Origin of the sequence: Paraburkholderia sp. EG286B (assembly GCF_040965655.1) — a bacterium.
In the GTDB taxonomy this organism is placed as follows: Bacteria; Pseudomonadota; Gammaproteobacteria; order Burkholderiales; family Burkholderiaceae; genus Paraburkholderia.
This window is the reverse complement of the sequence record NZ_JBFRCF010000001.1, coordinates 254,162-271,631: the sequence shown is the minus strand read 5'-3', so window position 1 is coordinate 271,631 and position 17,470 is coordinate 254,162. Positions and strand designations below refer to the sequence as shown.

The window sequence follows — 17,470 nt, the reverse complement described above, 5'->3', positions numbered from 1 at the left end:
CATGACGGCAACCCGTTACTTCCGACTCTCCTATGCCGCGCTGAGCGCGTGCGCCGCTGCCTGCGCGCTGGCAGCCTGCACCGTCGGCCCCGACTATCACGGCGCACCGGCCGTCGCGCCCGAAGCGGCGAATGCCACTTCGTTCCTGCGCACGCCCGCGCAAGGCGTGACGCCCGCGCGCGCACCGAGCCAATGGTGGCTTGCGCTGAACGACCCGCAACTGAACACGCTGATCGACGCGGCGCTCGCCCACAATCCCGATGTGCGCGCGGCGCAGGCGCGTTTGCGCGCCTCGCGCGCGCAACTGCAGCAGCAACGCGCCGCCGAACTGCCGAAGGTCGGCGCGAGCGCGGCGGCGATCCGCATGCGTGAGCCAAACCTGAGCGCCTTGACGTCGTCGAGCAGCAGTTCGGGGCAGGGCGGCTCTTCGGGCGGCGGCCCGATCACGTTCTACACGGCGGGCTTCGATGCCTCGTGGGAAATCGATCTGTTCGGCGGCACGCGCCGCGCCGTGGAAGCGGCAAGCGACGAGGCCGATGCCGTGGACGCCGATCTTGCGGACACCCAGGTATCGCTCGCGGCCGAAGTCGCGCAGGCCTATATCGACCTGCGCGACGAGCAGCAGCGCCTCGCCATCGCGCAGCACACGGCGCAGCTGCAGCAGGAGATGCTCACGCTCACCGAGCAGCGCCGCGCGGGCGGCACCGCGGCCGAGGTGGACGTGGAGCGGCTCACCACCCAGGTGGAAAACACGCGCTCCACGATCACGCCGCTCGCGGCGCAAGTCGAAATATCGCTGGATCAACTGGCGGTGCTCACCGGCAAGGCACCTGGCGCGCTCGATGCGGAACTGGCACAGACGCAGCCGCTGCCCACGATGCCCGCCAGCGTGCCCGTGAGCGATCCCACCACGATGCTCGCGCAGCGCCCCGATATTCGCGCGGCGGAGCGGCGTCTCGCCTCGAGCAACGCGCAGATCGGCGAGCACGTGGCGGACTTTCTGCCCAAGCTCACGCTGTTCGGCGACCTCGGCTTTACGGCCGCGGAGCCGGGGCACCTGTTCCGCAAGAGCAATTTCAGCTGGGTAGGGGCGCCGTATCTGCAATGGAACGTGTTCGACTTCGGGCGCACGCTGGGCGCGGTGCACGGCGCGCAAGCGTCGCGTGACGAAGCCGAAGCGCATTACGAAAAGGCCGTGCTCGCGGCATTGCAGGACGCCAACGCGTCGCTGTCGCGCTATGGCTATCAGCGCGAGCATCTGGTGACCTTGCAGAAGGTGCAGGTTTCCGCCGAGCGTTCGGCGACGCTCATGCGCCAGCGCTACCGCGCGGGGGCGTCGAGCCTCGTCGATCTGCTCGACACGCAGCGCACGGAATTCGCCGCGCAGCAGAACGTGGTGTCGGGCCAGGCCGATTTGCTCAAGGACTTCGTGTCGCTGCAGAAGAGCCTCGGTCTCGGCTGGCGGACCACTGCGGCAGCCACGGCGGCGACCGCCGCCACGCCGGGCTAGCCGGGTTCGGCGGGCGCATGCTCGTGCGCGGCCGGCTCGCGATAGCCGAGCCGCGCCGAGATCGCTGCGCCCGCGCGCTTGAGCAGGGCGACGTAGTGCGCTTTCGTGTCCGCGCCGCAGCGCATGGTCGGAAACGAGATCGAGAGGCCGGCGATCACATGCCCGAAGCGGTCGAACACCGGCACCGCCAGGCACTGCAAACCATCTTCCTGCTCTTCGTTGTCTTCGCCGTAGCCTTGCTCGCGCACGTGCGGAAGAATGCTCAGCACCGCGTCGGCGGAAGTGAGCGTTTTCTGCGTCGACTTCCTGAATTCCACATGCGAAAGCGTTTCCTGCGCGTCGGCGGGCGGCATGAACGCGAGCAGTACTTTGCCGATTGCCGTGCTATGCAGCGGATTGCGCCGCCCGATGCGCGACTGCATGCGCAGGCCGTAATCGCAGTCGATCTTGTGGATGTAGATGATCGCGTCTTCGTCGAACGCGCCGAGATGAACCGCTTCACGCGTGGCTTGCGCAATGCGTCGCATCTCGATGTCGGCCTCGCGCACGAGGTCGACGCTTTCGAGCGCCTTCGCGCCGAGTTCGAACAGCCGGATCGTCAGACGATAGCGGTCGGTTTCGACTTCCTGCGCGACGTAGCCTAGCGCCTTCAGCGTTTGCAGCACGCGGTGCACGGTGGTTTTCGAAAGCGCAAGACGCTGCGAAAGCTCGCTAATGCCGATCGGCCCGTTCTCGCCCAGCGCGCCGAGGATCGCAAACACGCGGCCGATCGACGAAACCGATTCGCCTTTCTCCGTGCCGCCGTCCATTTCGTTCATTGCGTGCTCCTGTGCGCTGCGCTGCCCCTTGCCCGGATTTGCCGTTTTTTCTACGCCTGCTGCCATTGTTGCTGGTCCATGTGACTCCCTGACGGGAGCATACCGCGTCCCGTGCGCGCCGCGTGGGCTAGCGCGCAAGCCAGCCGCCGTCCACGGCGAGCGTATGGCCATGCACGTAATCCGCTGCCGCCGAGGCGAGAAACACCACGGGGCCGGCGAGATCGTCCGGCTCGCCCCAGCGCGCGGCGGGAATGCGGCTGAGGATCTCGCCGTTGCGCTGGGTGTCCTCGCGCAACGCGGCCGTGTTGGCGGTCGCCATATAACCGGGCGCGATCGCGTTGACGTTGATGCCGTGGGCGGCCCATTCGTTGGCGAGCAGGCGGGTGAGGCCCAGCACGCCGCTTTTCGAGGCCGTATAGGAAGCCACGCGAATGCCGCCCTGGAACGACAGCATCGACGCGATATTGATGATCTTGCCGCCGCCGCCCTGCGCGACGAACCGGCGCGCGGCCGCCTGAGCGAGAAAGAACACGCTCTTGAGGTTGACGTCCATGACGGCGTCCCAGTCGTCTTCGCCGAAGGCGAGGGCGTCTTCCCGGCGAATCACGCCGGCGTTGTTCACGAGGATGTCGATCCGTCCACAGGCTTCGACGGCGGCGCGCACGATGTCCTCCACGGGCGCGATCGAGCCGAGGTCGGCGCGCACGTCGACGAAGCGGCGCCCGAGGGCCTCGACACGCGCAGGCGTGTCGCCGGGCTCGCCCCTGCAAACGCCGACGATGTCGCAACCGGCCTGCGCGAGCGCGAGCGCCATGCCCGCGCCGAGGCCCGTGTTGCTGCCGGTGACGATGGCGATCTTGCCGCTGAGATCGAACGGATTGAAGGTGCTGGATGCCATGTATGCGCGGACCTCGTGTCGTAGGTCGATGCCGGTGTGGAGTTCAGCGCAGATCGCGCACGGCGAGATGGTCCATGTCGCCGAATACCTGGTTCTCCCCGACCATGCCCCAGATGAACGTATAGGCGCGCGTGCCGACGCCCGAGTGGATCGACCAGCTCGGCGAAATCACGGCCTGTTCGTTGTGCACGAGGAGGTGCCGCGTTTCGTGCGGCTCGCCCATCATGTGGAAGACGGCGGCGTCGTCGGCGACGTTGAAATAGAAGTACACCTCCATGCGCCGCTCGTGCGTGTGGCACGGCATGGTGTTCCAGAGGCTGCCGGGTTCGAGCTTGGTCATCCCCATCGAAAGCTGGCAGGTGGGCAGCACCTCCGGCACGATGAACTTGTAGATCGTGCGCCGGTTGCTCGTGGCCGCCTCGCCGAGCGCTTGCGGCGATGCTTCGGATAGCGAAATGGTGCGCGTGGGATACGCCGTATGCGCGGGTGCGCAGTTGAGGTAGAACTTCGCGGGCCGCACCGCATCGTCGCTGCCGAATGCGACGGCCTGCGTGCCCTTGCCGATATAGATCGCTTCCTCGTTGCGTACCGCGTGACGCACGCCGTCCACGTCGACCCAGCCGTCGCCGCCGATATTGATCGCGCCCAGTTCGCGCCGCTCCAGCAGATAGCTCACGCCGATCGACTTGCCGAGCGCGGCGCTCACCTCGACCGCGCGCGTGGCGGGCATCGCGCCGCCCGCGATGATGCGGTCCACGTGGCTGTAGGTGAGCGTCAGCGCATCGGACTCGAACACGCGTTCGATGAGGAACTCGCGGCGCAGTCCCGCCGTGTCGAGCGTCTTCGCGTATTCGCTGTTGAGGCTTTGTCTGACTTCCATGCCATGTCTCCGTCGGATGGGCGGTGCCCCGTCTCTCGTGGACTATAGTGCAGATTCGAATTTTCGGAACATCGGTCCGGAATGTTGCGACGCCATAGTGTGTTTGGCAAGCGCTCTGCCCACATAGTGAGGCGTTAGCGGGTAAACGTGGACGATTTTCCACGTAAAAATCGGAACGGCGTTCCTTTCACGCTGCTATCCTGTTTCCGGAAAGGGAGCACCGCGAGAAAAAAGCCGGACGCGCCGACGTGCCGATCCGGCAACCGGATGCAAAGTCCACGGAGGAGGCATGAAGCTGAAGAAGGCCATAGACCGCATACCAGGCGGCCTGATGCTGGTGCCGCTGCTGCTCGGCGCCTGTGTTCATACGTTCGCGCCGGGCGCGGGCAAATACTTTGGTTCGTTCACCAATGGATTGATCACCGGCACCGTCCCGATTCTCGCGGTCTGGTTCTTCTGCATGGGCGCGACGATCGACCTGCGCGCGACCGGCACCGTGCTGCGCAAGTCCGGCACGCTGCTCGTCACGAAGATGATCGTGGCCTGGGTCGCCACGCTGGTCGCCGCGCATTTCATCCCCGTCGACGGCGTGAAAACCGGGCTCTTCGCCGGGCTCTCGGTGCTCGCCATCACGACCTCGATGGACATGACCAACGGCGGCCTCTACGCGGCCGTGATGCAGCAATACGGCACGAAGGAAGAGGCGGGCGCGTTCGTGCTGATGTCGGTCGAGTCGGGGCCGCTCGTCAGCATGATCATCCTCGGCGCGACCGGCGTGGCCTTTTTCGAGCCGCGGCTTTTCGTGGGCGCCGTGCTACCGTTTCTGATCGGGTTTGCCTTGGGCAATCTCGATAGCGACCTGCGCGAGCTGTTCGGCCGCTGCGTGCATCCGCTCATCCCGTTCTTTGGCTTTGCGCTTGGCAACGGCATCGATCTCAACGTGATCGTCACGAGCGGCATTCCGGGCGTGGTGCTAGGGCTTGGCGTGATCGTCGTGACCGGCATTCCGCTGATTCTTGCCGATCGCCTGATTGCGGGCGGCAACGGTGCGGCGGGGCTCGCGGCTTCGTCCACGGCGGGCGCGGCGGTGGCGAATCCGGCCATCATCGGCGAGATGATTCCGCGTTTCAAGCCGCTCGTTCCAGCGGCAACGGCGATGGTCGCCACCGCCTGCCTCGTGACCGCGATCCTCGTGCCGATGCTCACGGCGCTATGGGTGCGCCGCCGAAGCGCGCGCGAGGCGCTGCTTCAGGAACTCATGGAACCGCCCGTGCCGCCAGTGGCCGGGCGTGATGCGCACGTTTGATTCACAGGCCGGGTTCCTGCGCGCTTTGCACGCGCAGGAACTGCACGTCAACTGCGTGCCTCTCCGCGCGCCATGCTGGCGAGCACGCCGTCGCGGCGAATGAGCGCGTGAAAGAGCGCGGCGCCCAGATGCAGCAGCACGGTCGCATAGAGCGCCATGGCGAGCCATGTATGCGCGGCGCGCAGCCATGCATAGAGCGTCACGTTATGCGGCACGATCGGCGGCAGGTGCACACCGCTGAACATCATGATGGGATAGCCGCCCGCCGATAGCATCGACCAGCCGATCAGCGGCATGGCGATCATCAATGCATAGAGCGCGAGATGCGAGGCGTGCGCGCCGAGGCGCTGCCAGATGGGCAGATCGGCGGGCAAGGGCGGCGCGCCGCGTGTGAGCCGCACGGCCAGGCGCAGCAGCACGAGCGCGAGCAGCGCGATACCCAGCGGCCGGTGGAACGCGATCAAGGTGTCATGCAGCCTCGAGACGGTCGAGACCATCCCCACGCCGACGAACAGCATCGTGACGATCAGGACTGCCATCGACCAGTGCAGCAGGCGCTGGAGTGCGCTGAAGTGTTGGCCCGGTTGTTTCATGGCTGCGCGCCTCCATGCGTTGGCGCGAGGTTGGCTTCCTCGCGCGTGCGTCGATTGAACGAAACGGCATACGCTGCCGAACGGGCGGCGAGCAAGGGGTCGTCAGAAGGCTTCAGGCCGTTGGGCAGGATGGTCGGATCGTAGTTCACGTCGCGGCACATGCCGTTGGCTTGCGGCTCGGCGCGCTGCAGGACCAGCGTGCCGGCGTCGATCTGCTGGCGGTCCGCGGGCCATGACTGCGTGGCGTCGTTCGTGGGGTCGCCGGGTGCGGCGACCGTGAGCACCAGATGCCAGCGTAGCGGTCCTCCGGCGAAACGCGTAGTGAAGTCGTCGGCGAGGAAGTTCGGGTCGGCTTTTTCTGCCGGCGTTTGCGGTGCATAAGCCACCTCGGGCACGGTCTGCCAGCGCACGGCATGCTGGTTGCCAGCGGCATCGGTCGCGACGAACGCGTTGACGCTATAGAACGCTGTATTCGCAAAACTGGAGGCGGGCGGGTGCGCCTTCAGCCACTGGCGGAACGGCAGCGTCTCCGGGTTAGCCTGGAAGAAGGCGTCGAGCTTTGCGGGGTCGGGCTTGCCCGTTGCCGGGTCCGGTTTCGAGGCGACCAGCTGGCTATAGAACTGCTTCGGGGTACGAACGACGAAGATCGGTACGGAATTCATGCCGGTGCGCCACTGCTCGCCGTCCTGCAACTGGAACAGCAGCGCCATGCTGCGCACGGGCGTGCTTGCATCCGGCGCGGCCGGGTTGCTGCCGGGAATGGCGAAGCGTCCGATCACGGGCGTGCGTCCGGGTGCGAACACGGCCGCACGCGAGACCTGCGCGCCGTTGCCGTTGCTTTCGAACCAGCCATCCACGCAGAGCCCCTTGGCGTGATTGCGCCGATAGCCCGTATGGATGCCGTAGTTCGACTCGAACGTATTGATGATATGCGGCGCGGTGAGGCGCTTCGGAGTGAGCCAGCCGGCCGTCCATGCAAATGCCGCGCCAGCGCAACCCACCACCACCGCAATGGCCGCGAGCCGGCATGGCATGCAGATCGGGGCACGGTTCACGGGCGGGCTCCGCTGCCCGCGCGCTGCAACGCATGCGAAAGCGAAAAGTGTGCGAGTGTATGCATGATGGATCCAGTCGATGGCCCGAGGGGCGTTACTGGCGTCAACAACACGTCACTGCGGTTTATTCCATGCCCAAATCGAAATCGTGCAACGATGCTCGGGCGGGCGGGTTTGCAGCGCTGAAAGTGTTAAGCGAAACAGATGCGCGAAGGAGAGAGCGATGCTGACTGGCGGCTGTTTATGCGGCAAGGTCCGCTACCAGATTTCGGCTGCGCCGGTTGGCAGCACGGTATGCCATTGCGCGGATTGCCGGCGCGCAACGGGTGCGCCGTTCGTCGGCTGGCTCAGTGTGCCGTGGAGTGCATTCCAGCTCGTTGCGGGCGCAACGAAAACGCATGTGTCGAGTCCCGGTGTCGAGCGCGCGTTCTGCGCCGATTGCGGCACGCCGCTCACCTACCGGCATGCGGCGTTCGCGGGCGAGATCGACGTCGCGACCGGCACGCTCGATCGTCCCGACGACGCGCCGCCCGAAAATCACAGCTGGACCTCGCAAAAGCTGGCCTGGGTGCATCTCGCGGACGGCTTGCCGCAATATCCGCGTACGCTTCCCGGGCCGTAAGCCAGAGAAGCGCGCGCGTTTTCAGCGTGAAGCGATCAACGATGCTCGGTCACGAACTTCGTGACGAGATAGGCTTCCATCGCTTCACTGCCGCCTTCCGAGCCGTAACCCGAGTCCTTCACGCCGCCGAACGGCGTTTCCGGCAGGGCGAGGCCGTGATGGTTGATCGACAGCATGCCGGTTTCTACGTCGTCGGAAAGTGCGGCCGAGGTCGCGCTCGAACGCGTGTAGGCATACGCGGCGAGACCGTACGGCAGACGGTTCGCTTCGACGATCGCGTCCTTGTAGCTCGAGAAACGCGAGATCGGCGCGATCGGGCCGAACGGCTCTTCGTTCATGATGCGCGCGGAAAGCGGCACGTCGGTGAGCACGGTCGGCGCGAAGAAGTAGCCTTCGCGGCCCACGCGCTCGCCGCCCGTCAGCACCTTCGCGCCCTGTTCGCGCGCGTCGGCCACGAGGCGTTCCATGGCGGCGAGGCGGCGGTCGTTCGCGAGCGGGCCCATCTGCACGCCGTCTTCGAGACCATTGCCGACCTTGATCGCGCGCGTCGTCGCGACGAAGTGCTCGACGAACTCGTCGTACGCAGCGTCTTCCACCATGAAGCGCGTGGGCGAGATGCACACCTGGCCCGCGTTGCGGAACTTCGCGCTCGCGAGCAGCTTCGCGGCGCGCGGCACGTCGGCGTCGGCGAACACGATGGCGGGGGCGTGGCCGCCCAGCTCCATCGTGGCGCGTTTCATGTGCTCGCCGGCCTTCGAGGCGAGCAGCTTGCCCACCGGCGTCGAGCCCGTGAACGAGATCTTGCGGATCGCCGGATGCGCGATCAGGTACGACGACACTTCCGCGGGCACGCCGAACACGAGGTTCAGCACGCCGGCGGGCAGGCCCGCGTCGGCGAACACCTTCACGAGTTCGGCGCAGCTGGCCGGCGTTTCTTCCGGTCCCTTGAGCACGACGGTACAGCCCGAGGCGAGTGCGGCCGACACCTTGCGCACGGCCTGGTTGAGCGGGAAGTTCCAGGGCGTGAACGCGGCGACCGGACCCACCGGCTCGCGCGTGACGATCTGGCGAACGGCGTCCGAACGCGACGGGATCACGCGGCCATAGGTGCGGCGGCCCTCTTCGGCGAACCAGTCGATCGTGTCGCCGCCCGCGAGCGTTTCGAGCTTCGCTTCGCCGAACGGCTTGCCCTGTTCGCGCGTCATGATCGCAGCGATGTCGTCCGCGCGGTCGCGCAGCAGCTGCGCGGCGCGGCGCATGAGCTTGCTGCGCTCGAGCGGCGAGACCTTGCGCCATGCGCGGAAGGCGCGCTCGGCCGCGGTGGCCGCATCCGAAAGATCCTGCTCGCTGGCGAGGCTCAGGCGGCCGATTTCCGCTTCGGTCGCGGGGTCGATCACGGCAATCGTCTTCGCGCCGGCGCGCCATGCGCCGTCGATGTAGATCTGGGTGTCGGGATAGGGCTTCACGCTGGAACTCATGATGGGACGATCCTTGTCAACGGTTCAACGACAGGCGCCCGCCGCGCGCACGGCAATGCGCGCGGGCGGGCGCCGGAAAATGCGGAGCGCCCATTGTGCCACTGGTTTGCCGAGGCTGCAGGGCATGCCATCGCGAAGGTGTCGTTGGCCCCTTTTACCCACACTTTGAGACGAAGCGGATCTTCTGCGCAAAAAAAAGCGGCGCCCGAAGGCGCCGCAAATAGAGAAACAGAAAAGAAATCGTAAAACAGTGGCTTGCGTCGGGCTCAGTTCAGCTTTGTGACCGGCGCAACGGCCGCCGGATCGCTGATGCTCGGCCGGCCGTTCTCGATGTGTCCGGCGAAGCGCCAGGCGAACGTCGCGTCGTCGCGGCTCGTGACCGTGAGGTCGTACCAGTGATGGCTCGAGGCGAGGACCCAGACTTCGTCGATCTGCGCGCCGGCCGGCACGACCACGTTGCGCTCGTGCGCGCCATAGGCGTTGTCGCTCACGTTCAGGTGCGCGACGCTGCTGCCCGCGTTCGAGAACCTGAGGAAGAGGTTGCCGTTGGCTACGTCGTAGTGCGCCGTCACGGTAGGCTCCGGGGCGCGGCCCGACTTGCCCGGACCCGATTGCGCGGCCGTGCCCGCAAAGCGGCGCAGGAAGCCGTTCGGGCCATGCACCTCGAACGCATAGACGCCGTTCGTCACGGTGAGGCCCCACGTCTCGTCGAGCGCCTTGCCGGCTTCGACCGTATAGCGCCACGGGCCGTCGCTGCGGTTCGTGCCGTACACGTAGAAGTGCGCGCCCTGGCGGCCCTTGTTCGCGAACGTGATCGACAGCGTGTTGTTCTGCGCTTCGGCCTTCCCGTTCACATGTAGCTCGTAGGGCAGCGCGCGCGCGTAGCGCACGCCGGGCTCCTGCGCGTCGATCGGCAGCGGCGTGGCCGGCACCGTGGGTGCCGAGTTGGCCGAACACTGGTTGTCGGCGAGCGCCATGTAGTTGCTCGTGTCGGGGAGCGTGGGCATCGTGGCGTCGGGCGTGCGGAAGTCGAAGCACGTGGTGAGGTCGCCGCACACCGCGCGGCGCCACGCCGTGATGTTGGGCTCCTGCACACCGAAACGCGCCTCGATGAAGCGGATCACCGACGTGTGGTCGAACACCTGCGAGCAGACGAAGCCGCCCTTGGTCCACGGCGAGACGACCGTCATCGGCACGCGCGGTCCGAGGCCGTAGGGCAGGCCGTCGGCGGTGTACTTGCCGCCGCGGCCCGCCGGGTTGATCACGTTGTGAATTTCGCCGTCCACGCTCACCGTCGACTTGCCCTGCGTGGACGTCGTGGGCGGCTGCGGCGGCACGATATGGTCGAAGAAGCCGTCGTTCTCGTCATACATGATGAAGAGCACGGTCTTGCTCCACACATCGGGATTCGAAGTCAGCGCTTCGATGATCTGCGAGGTGTATTCCGCGCCATAGGCCGGCGTGTACTTCGGGTGCTCCGAGAACGCAGCGGGCGGCAGCAGCCACGAGACTTGCGGCAAATTGTTCTGGAGTACGTCGTTTTTGAGGTCGGCGATGGTGCGCACCGTCTGCGCGCGCTGGTAGAGCGCCGAACCGGGCTGCGCGTTGATGAAGTTCGCGAAGTTCTGCAGGATGTTGGTGCCGTAGTTGCCGTTCAGCGGGTCGCTGCCGTTCGTGCCCTGCTGGTAGATCTGCCAGGAGATGCCCGCGGCCTGCAGGCGCTCGGGGTAGGTCGTCCACGAAAGCTCCTGGTACGTGGGCGGCACGTCGCCATCCACGTAGTCGTTGTTGTCCAGCAGCGGGCCGCCCATCGTGCCGGTCGGATCGACCATGCCGGTCATCAGATACGAGCGGTTCGGGTGCGTCGGGCCAGGCAGCGAGCAGAAGTAGTTGTCGCACACCGTGAAGGCGTCGGCCAGCGCGTAGTGGAACGGAATGTCCGCGCGCAGGTAGTAGCCCATCGTCATGTCGGTCTTGTACTGCGGCCACTGGTTGTACAGACCGTTGTTGATCGCGTACTGCGTCGGGTACCACGAGTGGTCGAGGTCGCCCACGCATTGCGCGCTCGTCTTGAACGTGTCGAGGTGGAACGGCAGCACGGGCTTCGTGGCGTCTTCCTTCGACGGCTGATACCACACCGGCAGGCCGCCCGGCAGCGGAATGGGCAGGCGGTCGTTATAGCCGCGCACGCCGCGCATATGGCCGAAGTAGTGGTCGAACGAACGGTTCTCCTGCATGAACACGACGATGTGCTCGACATCGCGGATCGTGCCCGTGCGCGAATTGGCCGGAATGGCCAGCGCATTGCGAATCGATTCGGGAAGAACGGTCATCGCTGCGGCGGCGGCGCCCGATTGCGCGACGGTCTGCAGGAAACGGCGACGGCTGTTTGACGTCATTGTTGCTCACCTTTCTGCTTGGGGTTGGAGTGTCGTGCCCCGACGGCGCACTGGCGCAAGGGCACGCAGGTGCAATGCTTCAATGGCTGGATGTTGCGGGACTGCTGGAATCGTTGCCGTTGCTGGCCTGGGTCTGCGCGTTGTCGCCAGGCGCGTAGCTCAGGACCGGCGTGACCTGGTCGCTGTCGGCGGCGAGGCTGGCCTGTGCGCCTTGCACGGGGTCGCTCGCGGTGTTCGCGGCGGTTGCCGCGTTCGCGCCATAAGCGGGTATGGCGCTCGGGTTCGCAGAGGTGTTTGTCGATGCATTCGCCGCCGCATTCGTGTCGGTCGGCAGCGGCGTGATGCGCGCGCTGTTCGCCAATGGCGATTGCGTTGCGGCGCTCTGGCTTTCCGATGGATCGGGCGTCGACGAAGCCGCCGACGAGCCGTAGCCCGGGCCGCATGCATCGAGCATGATGGTTGCGAGTACAACGATCGCCGCGGTCGACAGGGTCGTCGGCACGCGGTTGGGACGGCGTATTCTCATGTGCGCATCCGTTCTGTGGGGATGGGTCGCGCACAGTTTCGCCGTCGATGAAGAAAGAATTGTGAAACGCACGAAAACGTTTGCAGGCGATGAATTTCCTTTGCAAACGTGCCGCGCGAAAAGCATTCGCTGCTGGTTGCGAGCTAACGAAATGCTTTCACTTCGCCGAGCCGTTTTCGTGGGCGGGACGCAGCACATCGGTCGCGCGATGCGGCATCTCGACCTGATCGATCAGGAACACTTCGCCGCGCGAGTGCTCCGCGCGCAGCGGCAGGATCGCCTGATAGGCGCTGGAGCGATACCACGCGCGCGCGATCTCGCGGCTCGCAAATTCGATCATGATGAGGTCGCCGGAAAACTTGCCCTCGAGCCGCTCCACGCGGCCTTCGTGAATGACGAAGCGGCCGCCGAAAGGGGCGAGCGTGGCGTCGATCTTCTCCAGATATTCGACGATGGCGGGGCAGGGTTCGACGTCGCGCAGGTGGGCAATGGCGTAGGCGGTCATGGCAGGTCTCGTGAGCGTGAAAGGGTGGGGCCACGCTTGCGAGAATAGGGCGCGCCGGGCACGGAATCGATTACCTGGGAGGTAAAGACCGCGGGTGCGGTGGGCTTAGGCTGAAGGCGTGCCGCGGGGTAAAATACCCACCATCCGCACTCCGGATCGAGACGCCTTCGCTTTCCGCCATCGCCGCCATGAACCCGTCACCCGAGAATAAACCCGCGCGAAAGCAGCCGCCCACGTGGCTGCTGAACACCCTCACGGCGCTCGTGGGCGTGCTCACGCTCGCGCTGGGTATCGGCTGGATCGTCTACAAGTGGGTCGTCGATCTGGAGATTCCGTACTTCGCCATTCCGCTTGTGATGTGCGTGCCGGTGATCGCCGCCGTGGCGTTCCGCAACATCTGGGATTGAGGCGCGCGAGCGCCTCCCTCATCCCCCGAAATCCCGCGAAGTTTCAAACGCCGAAGCGTTCCGCGCACGCCGCGCGCACGCGCTCCACGACGGCGCTCCACGCTTCGTTCATGCGCTGGCGGAACAGGCGCATCGTGCCCGGATACCACGGCGAGTCTTCGCGCTCGTGCATCCAGCGCCAGTCGAGGTCGTACTGCGGCAGCAGCACCCAGCACGGCTTGCCGAGCGACGCCGCCAGATGCGCCGTGGACGTATCCACGCAAATCACGAGATCGAGCTGCGCGATGATCGCCGCGGTGTCGACGAAATCGTGCACGTCGCTGCCGAGGTGCAGCAGCGGCAGGCTCGCAGGCGGATTCTGCGCTTCGTCTTCGCCCTGGCCTTTTTGCAGGCTCACGAACTGCACGCCCGGCAGGTTCCAGAGCGGGGCGAGCGCGGCCAGCGAGGGCAGCGAGCGGTGCGTGTCGTTGAAATGCTTCGGGTTGCCCTTCCAGACGATGCCGATGCGCGGGCCCGGCGCGAGCGTGGCGAGGCGCGCGCCCCAGTGCTCGACTAGCGCCGGCTCGGGCATGTAGACGAGCGGCGCGGGGATCGTCTCCAGCGTCGTGCCCAGGCGGTGGGGCACGCTGATCGGGCTCACCCAGTAGTCGAACTGGCCGGCTGCCGCCGCGCCGGCTTCATGGCCGAGCACGACGTCGATGCCGTCCACGCCGCGAAAGAGCCGCTGCAGCGGCGGCTGGCAGGCGAACGCGACGTGCGCCGCGCCCTGTTCCTTGAGTACGCGCGCATAGCGTCCGAATTGCAGCATGTCGCCGAGGCCGTCCTCCTGCCACAGCAACAGCGCTTTGCCGGCGAGCGGCTCCCCCTGCCAGGCGGGACACTGCAGCAGACGCTGCGTCGCGTGATGCACGAAGCCGGGCATGGTGTAGCGGCATTCGTAGCGCGCGAAGCCTTCTACGAAGCGGCCCATGCTGATGAGCAGTGTGGCGAGGCGGAATTTCGCATCGCCGTATTCCGGGTTCGCGTCGAGCGCGCGGCGGTAGCCGGCCTCCGCTTCGTCGAGCCGGCCGTACTCCTTGTGCAGGCTCGCGATATTGAAGTGCGCCTCGGCGAAATCGGGCCGCACGGCCACGGCTTCGTGGAGCACCTCGAACGCTTCGGCGCGGCGCCCGAGCGCCATCAGCACACAGGCGAGATTGTTATAGGCCTCGACGCGGCCCGGCAGGCGGCGCAGCGTTTCGCGGTACGCCGCCTCGGCCTCGGGCAGCCGCTCGAGCGTATGCAGCGCGACGCCGAGGTTGTACTGCGCTTCGGCGTGATTCGGCGCGAGTGCGAGCGTCTGGCGGAACGCCACCTCCGCCTCGGGCACGCGCTTGAGGTCGGTGAGCACGCAACCGAGGTTGTTCAGCGCATCGATGAAGTTGGGGCGAATCTGCAGCGCCAGACGAACCGCGAGTTCCGCTTCGGCGAGCTTGCCGGACGCCTTGAGCAGCGTGGCGAGATTGTTGAGTGCCTCCGGATACTGCGGGTGGATCAGCAGGGCCTGGCGAAAGGCCTCGGCGGCTTCATCGCCGCGCGCCTGATCCCGCAGCAGGGTGCCCATTGCGTTGTACGCCTTCGCATGGCGCGCATTCGCGGCGATGGCACCGCGAAACGCGCTTTCGGCTTCTGCGTGGCGGCCTTGTCCCTGCAGCAGGAGGCCGAGGTTGTAGTGGGCGTCGGCGTGCGTGGGACAGTCCGCGAGCACGGCGCGAAAGACGGCTTCCGCTTCTGCGTGGCGCGTCTGGCGCTGCAGGACGACGCCCAGGTTGCTGCGTGCGTCGGCATCGGCGGGCGTGAGGCTCAGCAGCCGTTCATAGAGCACCTGGGCCTGATCGAGGACGCCGAGCGCCGCAAAGAGTGCGGCGAGGCCGCTGTACGCTTGCGCGAAGTCGGGCTTTGCCGCGAGGCAGCGCTGCCACAGCGCCTGGGCGCGCGCCGCGTCGCCCGTGCCCATCGCGCTCAGGGCCGCGAGATTGAGCGCCGGCGCGAGCGCGGCGTCGTCCGTTGCCCCGGGTTGGCCGCCGACATGCGGTTCGAGCAACGCGAGCGCGTCGGCGAAGCGGTGCGCTTCGCAGTGCGCATTGGCTGCGCGCAGGATGTCGTCGAGGGCGGGCGCGAGGGGCGTCGAAATGGTCACAGTGAAAATCGTAAGAGACGGGGCGCGGCGCGTGGGCGACACGGACAATGCGGCAGTGTCGAGATTACGACAGCTCGTGCTCAGTCAACGGCGCGAATTGAGCGCATCCGGTGCGCTTATTCGGGCGATAAGCGCATCTGGCCCGCAAAAGCTTGCAGATGGCTTGCAAAATGGAGCGAGCACCGGGGGTAGGCCGTAGGAGGGCTTCGGGGGGCGCTTGCGCGCGTAGAACGGGGGATCGTCACCGTGAGCCGATCTCCCCGATTGATTCGAATTCCGAACGATTCATCATCGCGCGCGGCCGAATGAGGCCGCGCGCGATGCCACGCATCAGGGCACCAGTATTTGCCGCCCGACCACCTTGCCCTGCACGAGCGCTTCGAACGCCTCGTTGATTTCCGTGAGCGGCCGCGTGGAGACGGGCGAAGGCTGCATCTTGCCTTCGCGCATCAGCGTCACGAGTTCGCGCAGCTCGGGCAGCGTGCCCACGTAGCTGCCTTCGATCTTCAGCGGCCGCATCGGGATGATGGGCAGCGAGACCGTGAGGTCGCCGCCCATCAGCCCGACGATCACCACGTGGCCGCCGCGCGCGCAGGCGTCGAGCGCGAGCTTGACAGTGGGCGTCGCGCCCACGAGGTCGAGCACCGCGCGTGCGCCGCCGCCCGTTGCCGCGATGATCTGCTGCACGGCGTCGTCCGCGCGCGCATCGATGGCCGCGAGCGCGCCCGCCGCCAGCGCGGCTTCGCGCTTGGCGGGGTCTACGTCCACGACGATCGCGCCTTGTGCGCCCATCGCCTTGAGCACTTCGAGCGCCATCATGCCAAGGCCGCCCGCGCCGATCACGACCACGGGGCCTTCGTGGATGCGCGCGCCGAACTTCTTCACGGCCGAATACGTCGTCACGCCCGCGCAGGCGAGCGGCGCGGCCTTGACGGGATCGAGGCCGGCGAGATCCACGAGATAGCGCGGATGCGGCACGATCACGTAATCCGCAAAGCCGCCGTCGCGCAGCACGCCGAGCGACTGCGGCTTCGCGCAGATATTCTCTTCGCCGCGCTGGCAGGCCGCGCATGCGCCGCAGCCGATCCACGGATGCACGACTGCCGCCGTGCCTGCCGCGAGCGCCTCCGGCGCGCCTTGCGCGTCGGGGCCGAGCGCCGCGACCTCGCCACAGATTTCATGGCTCGGCGTGAGCGGCAGCTTGATGCCGCGGTCGGCGAGCGAGAGCTTCTTGCCGCCGCCCAGGTCGTAATAGCCTTCCCAGATGTGCAGATCGGAATGGCACAGGCCCGCGGCCTTCACACGCAGCAATACCTCGGTGCCTTTGGGCTCGGGCACGTCGCGCTCGACCAGTTCGAGCGGCTTGCCGTGATGGATAACGCAGTAACAGCGCATTTGCATCGATGTCTCCGTGAGTGTTGTGTACGGCGGCCATGCCCGCCCAGACGATTGCGGCGTCTTTGCATCATAGCCGATGCGATCTAAATTCGTCCGGTCGTTCTATTTTGTGCTGCTGTGCGCTTGATTTGTCAGCGGGCAGACATGCGCTTTCTGCGCAGATCGTTGCATAGCTAACTATATTGGGTTATCCTGTGCGCATGTTCGATCATTGCCTTTACTTCAACACCACGGCGCTCGCGCGGCGCCTGGAGCGCGAATGGGCGCAAGCCTTCGAGCGCTTCGAGCTCTCGCCGCCGCAGGGTTTCATGCTGCGCGCCGTGCTGGAGCGTCCAGGTTTGCCGCAGCGCGAACTGGCGGAGCTGCTCTCCATCGCGCGGCCCACGGCCACGCGCGTGCTCGACGGCCTGGAGGCGCGCGGCTACGTCGAGCGCCAGCGCACGGATGGCGACGGCCGCGAAGTGGCGATCGTGCCCACGGCGCAGGCCATCGCGATACGCGAGGCGCTCAATGCGGCGAGCGCGACGGTCGCGAGCCGCCTGAAGCGCACGCTTGGCGGCGAGGCGTTCGTGGATACGGTGTCGCGTCTGCGCACGGCGCGCGCGACATTGGGCTGATGTTGGGTTGAAATCGCGCGGCACGCGTTATGCGCAGCCACGCTTCAGAAGGGCATTAAAGAGTAGGGAGTGGCATCATGCGGCGCATCGGCGCTTTCTGTCTTTCAACCTGGCTTGCGGCCGGGGTTCTTTTTCTCGGGCGTCATTCGGTGCCGTTGATGGCGCTCAGCGGTGTGATCGTATTCGCGGGCTTCGATCTTTTTCGTCCGGATTCGGGCGATCAGTAAAGCCAAAAACATGCTGCGAGCGCCCCGCATGCAGCGCGGCGCTCGCGGTCCT

General features: G+C 66.4%; 17 protein-coding genes. 6 read left to right on the top strand and 11 right to left on the bottom strand.

The annotated features are described in order from the left end of the window. Nucleotide 1: 1 nt before the first annotated feature. Nucleotides 2-1,510: an efflux transporter outer membrane subunit gene (locus tag AB4Y42_RS01245; protein WP_368693143.1), complete on the top strand. Its 1,509-nt coding sequence runs from the start codon at nt 2-4 to the stop codon at nt 1,508-1,510. On the opposite strand, the gene kdgR is transcribed toward AB4Y42_RS01245, so the two are convergent. The 3 genes from kdgR to kduI all read right to left on the bottom strand — a co-directional run bounded on the left by kdgR (nt 1,507) and on the right by kduI (nt 4,106). After that, nucleotides 1,507-2,328, bottom strand: a complete 822-nt coding sequence (gene kdgR / locus AB4Y42_RS01240) for a DNA-binding transcriptional regulator KdgR (RefSeq protein ID WP_368688271.1) — start codon at nt 2,326-2,328, stop codon at nt 1,507-1,509. The genes AB4Y42_RS01245 and kdgR overlap by 4 nt on opposite strands. A 127-nt stretch (nt 2,329-2,455) precedes the next feature. After that, nucleotides 2,456-3,226, bottom strand: coding sequence for a 2-dehydro-3-deoxy-D-gluconate 5-dehydrogenase KduD (gene kduD / locus AB4Y42_RS01235; RefSeq protein ID WP_368688272.1), 771 nt, complete (start codon nt 3,224-3,226; stop codon nt 2,456-2,458). A gap of 43 nt (nt 3,227-3,269) precedes the next feature. Then, entirely contained in the window at nt 3,270-4,106 is an 837-nt protein-coding gene (gene kduI, locus AB4Y42_RS01230; protein WP_368688273.1) for a 5-dehydro-4-deoxy-D-glucuronate isomerase, read from the bottom strand. 289 nt (nt 4,107-4,395) lie between these two features. On the opposite strand from kduI, the gene kdgT reads away from it, so the two are divergent. Continuing rightward, complete coding sequence (gene kdgT, locus AB4Y42_RS01225; RefSeq protein WP_133180150.1) at nt 4,396-5,412, top strand: 2-keto-3-deoxygluconate transporter; 1,017 nt, start codon at nt 4,396-4,398, stop codon at nt 5,410-5,412. Between the two features lie 47 nt (nt 5,413-5,459). Here kdgT and AB4Y42_RS01220 read toward each other — a convergent pair whose 3' ends face one another. Next, the gene (locus AB4Y42_RS01220) at nt 5,460-6,005 is read right to left on the bottom strand and encodes a cytochrome b (RefSeq protein ID WP_368693142.1); all 546 of its coding nucleotides are present in this window, start codon (nt 6,003-6,005) and stop codon (nt 5,460-5,462) included. Then, entirely contained in the window at nt 6,002-7,060 is a 1,059-nt protein-coding gene (locus AB4Y42_RS01215) for a catalase family peroxidase (RefSeq protein WP_368693141.1), read from the bottom strand. The genes AB4Y42_RS01220 and AB4Y42_RS01215 overlap by 4 nt, the downstream gene beginning before the upstream one ends. A 223-nt stretch (nt 7,061-7,283) precedes the next feature. Between AB4Y42_RS01215 and AB4Y42_RS01210 the strand changes: the two genes are divergently transcribed. Beyond that, entirely contained in the window at nt 7,284-7,682 is a 399-nt protein-coding gene (locus AB4Y42_RS01210; RefSeq protein ID WP_368688277.1) for a GFA family protein, read from the top strand. 35 nt (nt 7,683-7,717) lie between these two features. On the opposite strand, the gene AB4Y42_RS01205 is transcribed toward AB4Y42_RS01210, so the two are convergent. The 4 genes from AB4Y42_RS01205 to AB4Y42_RS01190 form a co-directional block, all read right to left on the bottom strand. Further along, complete coding sequence (locus AB4Y42_RS01205; RefSeq protein ID WP_368693140.1) at nt 7,718-9,160, bottom strand: NAD-dependent succinate-semialdehyde dehydrogenase; 1,443 nt, start codon at nt 9,158-9,160, stop codon at nt 7,718-7,720. A 266-nt stretch (nt 9,161-9,426) separates the two neighbouring features. Next, nucleotides 9,427-11,559, bottom strand: a complete 2,133-nt coding sequence (locus AB4Y42_RS01200) for a phosphocholine-specific phospholipase C (protein ID WP_368693139.1) — start codon at nt 11,557-11,559, stop codon at nt 9,427-9,429. Nucleotides 11,560-11,638: 79 nt separating this feature from the next. After that, on the bottom strand, nt 11,639-12,085 hold the full coding sequence (locus tag AB4Y42_RS01195; RefSeq protein ID WP_368693138.1) for a hypothetical protein: 447 nt from the start codon (nt 12,083-12,085) through the stop codon (nt 11,639-11,641). A 157-nt stretch (nt 12,086-12,242) separates the two neighbouring features. Continuing rightward, nucleotides 12,243-12,590 (bottom strand): DUF1330 domain-containing protein, encoded by a 348-nt coding sequence (locus AB4Y42_RS01190; protein ID WP_368693137.1) that lies wholly within the window; start codon nt 12,588-12,590, stop codon nt 12,243-12,245. Nucleotides 12,591-12,778: 188 nt separating this feature from the next. Here AB4Y42_RS01190 and AB4Y42_RS01185 point away from each other — a divergent pair, with 188 nt between their 5' ends. Beyond that, the gene (locus AB4Y42_RS01185; RefSeq protein WP_028206128.1) at nt 12,779-12,997 is read left to right on the top strand and encodes a hypothetical protein; all 219 of its coding nucleotides are present in this window, start codon (nt 12,779-12,781) and stop codon (nt 12,995-12,997) included. Between the two features lie 43 nt (nt 12,998-13,040). Here AB4Y42_RS01185 and AB4Y42_RS01180 read toward each other — a convergent pair whose 3' ends face one another. Next, nucleotides 13,041-15,176: a tetratricopeptide repeat protein gene (locus tag AB4Y42_RS01180; protein WP_368693136.1), complete on the bottom strand. Its 2,136-nt coding sequence runs from the start codon at nt 15,174-15,176 to the stop codon at nt 13,041-13,043. Nucleotides 15,177-15,506: 330 nt separating this feature from the next. Next, a complete protein-coding gene (locus AB4Y42_RS01175; RefSeq protein ID WP_368693396.1) occupies nt 15,507-16,571 on the bottom strand; it encodes an alcohol dehydrogenase in 1,065 nt (354 codons plus the stop codon). A 203-nt stretch (nt 16,572-16,774) separates the two neighbouring features. Here AB4Y42_RS01175 and AB4Y42_RS01170 point away from each other — a divergent pair, with 203 nt between their 5' ends. Both AB4Y42_RS01170 and AB4Y42_RS01165 read left to right on the top strand, forming a co-directional pair. After that, a complete protein-coding gene (locus AB4Y42_RS01170) occupies nt 16,775-17,191 on the top strand; it encodes a MarR family winged helix-turn-helix transcriptional regulator (protein WP_368693135.1) in 417 nt (138 codons plus the stop codon). A 77-nt stretch (nt 17,192-17,268) separates the two neighbouring features. Then, nucleotides 17,269-17,418, top strand: a complete 150-nt coding sequence (locus AB4Y42_RS01165; RefSeq protein WP_368693134.1) for a hypothetical protein — start codon at nt 17,269-17,271, stop codon at nt 17,416-17,418. Nucleotides 17,419-17,470: the final 52 nt, after the last annotated feature.

Excerpts from the sequence above, each read along its gene's own strand:
- AB4Y42_RS01245 (WP_368693143.1), top strand. The coding sequence starts at position 2 with ATGACGGCAACCCGTTACTTCCGACTCTCCTATGCCGCGCTGAGCGCG.
- kdgR (WP_368688271.1), bottom strand. The coding sequence starts at position 2,328 with ATGAACGAAATGGACGGCGGCACGGAGAAAGGCGAATCGGTTTCGTCG.
- kduD (WP_368688272.1), bottom strand. The coding sequence starts at position 3,226 with ATGGCATCCAGCACCTTCAATCCGTTCGATCTCAGCGGCAAGATCGCC.
- kduI (WP_368688273.1), bottom strand. The coding sequence starts at position 4,106 with ATGGAAGTCAGACAAAGCCTCAACAGCGAATACGCGAAGACGCTCGAC.
- kdgT (WP_133180150.1), top strand. The coding sequence starts at position 4,396 with ATGAAGCTGAAGAAGGCCATAGACCGCATACCAGGCGGCCTGATGCTG.
- AB4Y42_RS01220 (WP_368693142.1), bottom strand. The coding sequence starts at position 6,005 with ATGAAACAACCGGGCCAACACTTCAGCGCACTCCAGCGCCTGCTGCAC.
- AB4Y42_RS01210 (WP_368688277.1), top strand. The coding sequence starts at position 7,284 with ATGCTGACTGGCGGCTGTTTATGCGGCAAGGTCCGCTACCAGATTTCG.
- AB4Y42_RS01205 (WP_368693140.1), bottom strand. The coding sequence starts at position 9,160 with ATGAGTTCCAGCGTGAAGCCCTATCCCGACACCCAGATCTACATCGAC.
- AB4Y42_RS01200 (WP_368693139.1), bottom strand. The coding sequence starts at position 11,559 with ATGACGTCAAACAGCCGTCGCCGTTTCCTGCAGACCGTCGCGCAATCG.
- AB4Y42_RS01195 (WP_368693138.1), bottom strand. The coding sequence starts at position 12,085 with ATGAGAATACGCCGTCCCAACCGCGTGCCGACGACCCTGTCGACCGCG.
- AB4Y42_RS01190 (WP_368693137.1), bottom strand. The coding sequence starts at position 12,590 with ATGACCGCCTACGCCATTGCCCACCTGCGCGACGTCGAACCCTGCCCC.
- AB4Y42_RS01185 (WP_028206128.1), top strand. The coding sequence starts at position 12,779 with ATGAACCCGTCACCCGAGAATAAACCCGCGCGAAAGCAGCCGCCCACG.
- AB4Y42_RS01175 (WP_368693396.1), bottom strand. The coding sequence starts at position 16,571 with ATGCGCTGTTACTGCGTTATCCATCACGGCAAGCCGCTCGAACTGGTC.
- AB4Y42_RS01170 (WP_368693135.1), top strand. The coding sequence starts at position 16,775 with ATGTTCGATCATTGCCTTTACTTCAACACCACGGCGCTCGCGCGGCGC.
- AB4Y42_RS01165 (WP_368693134.1), top strand. The coding sequence starts at position 17,269 with ATGCGGCGCATCGGCGCTTTCTGTCTTTCAACCTGGCTTGCGGCCGGG.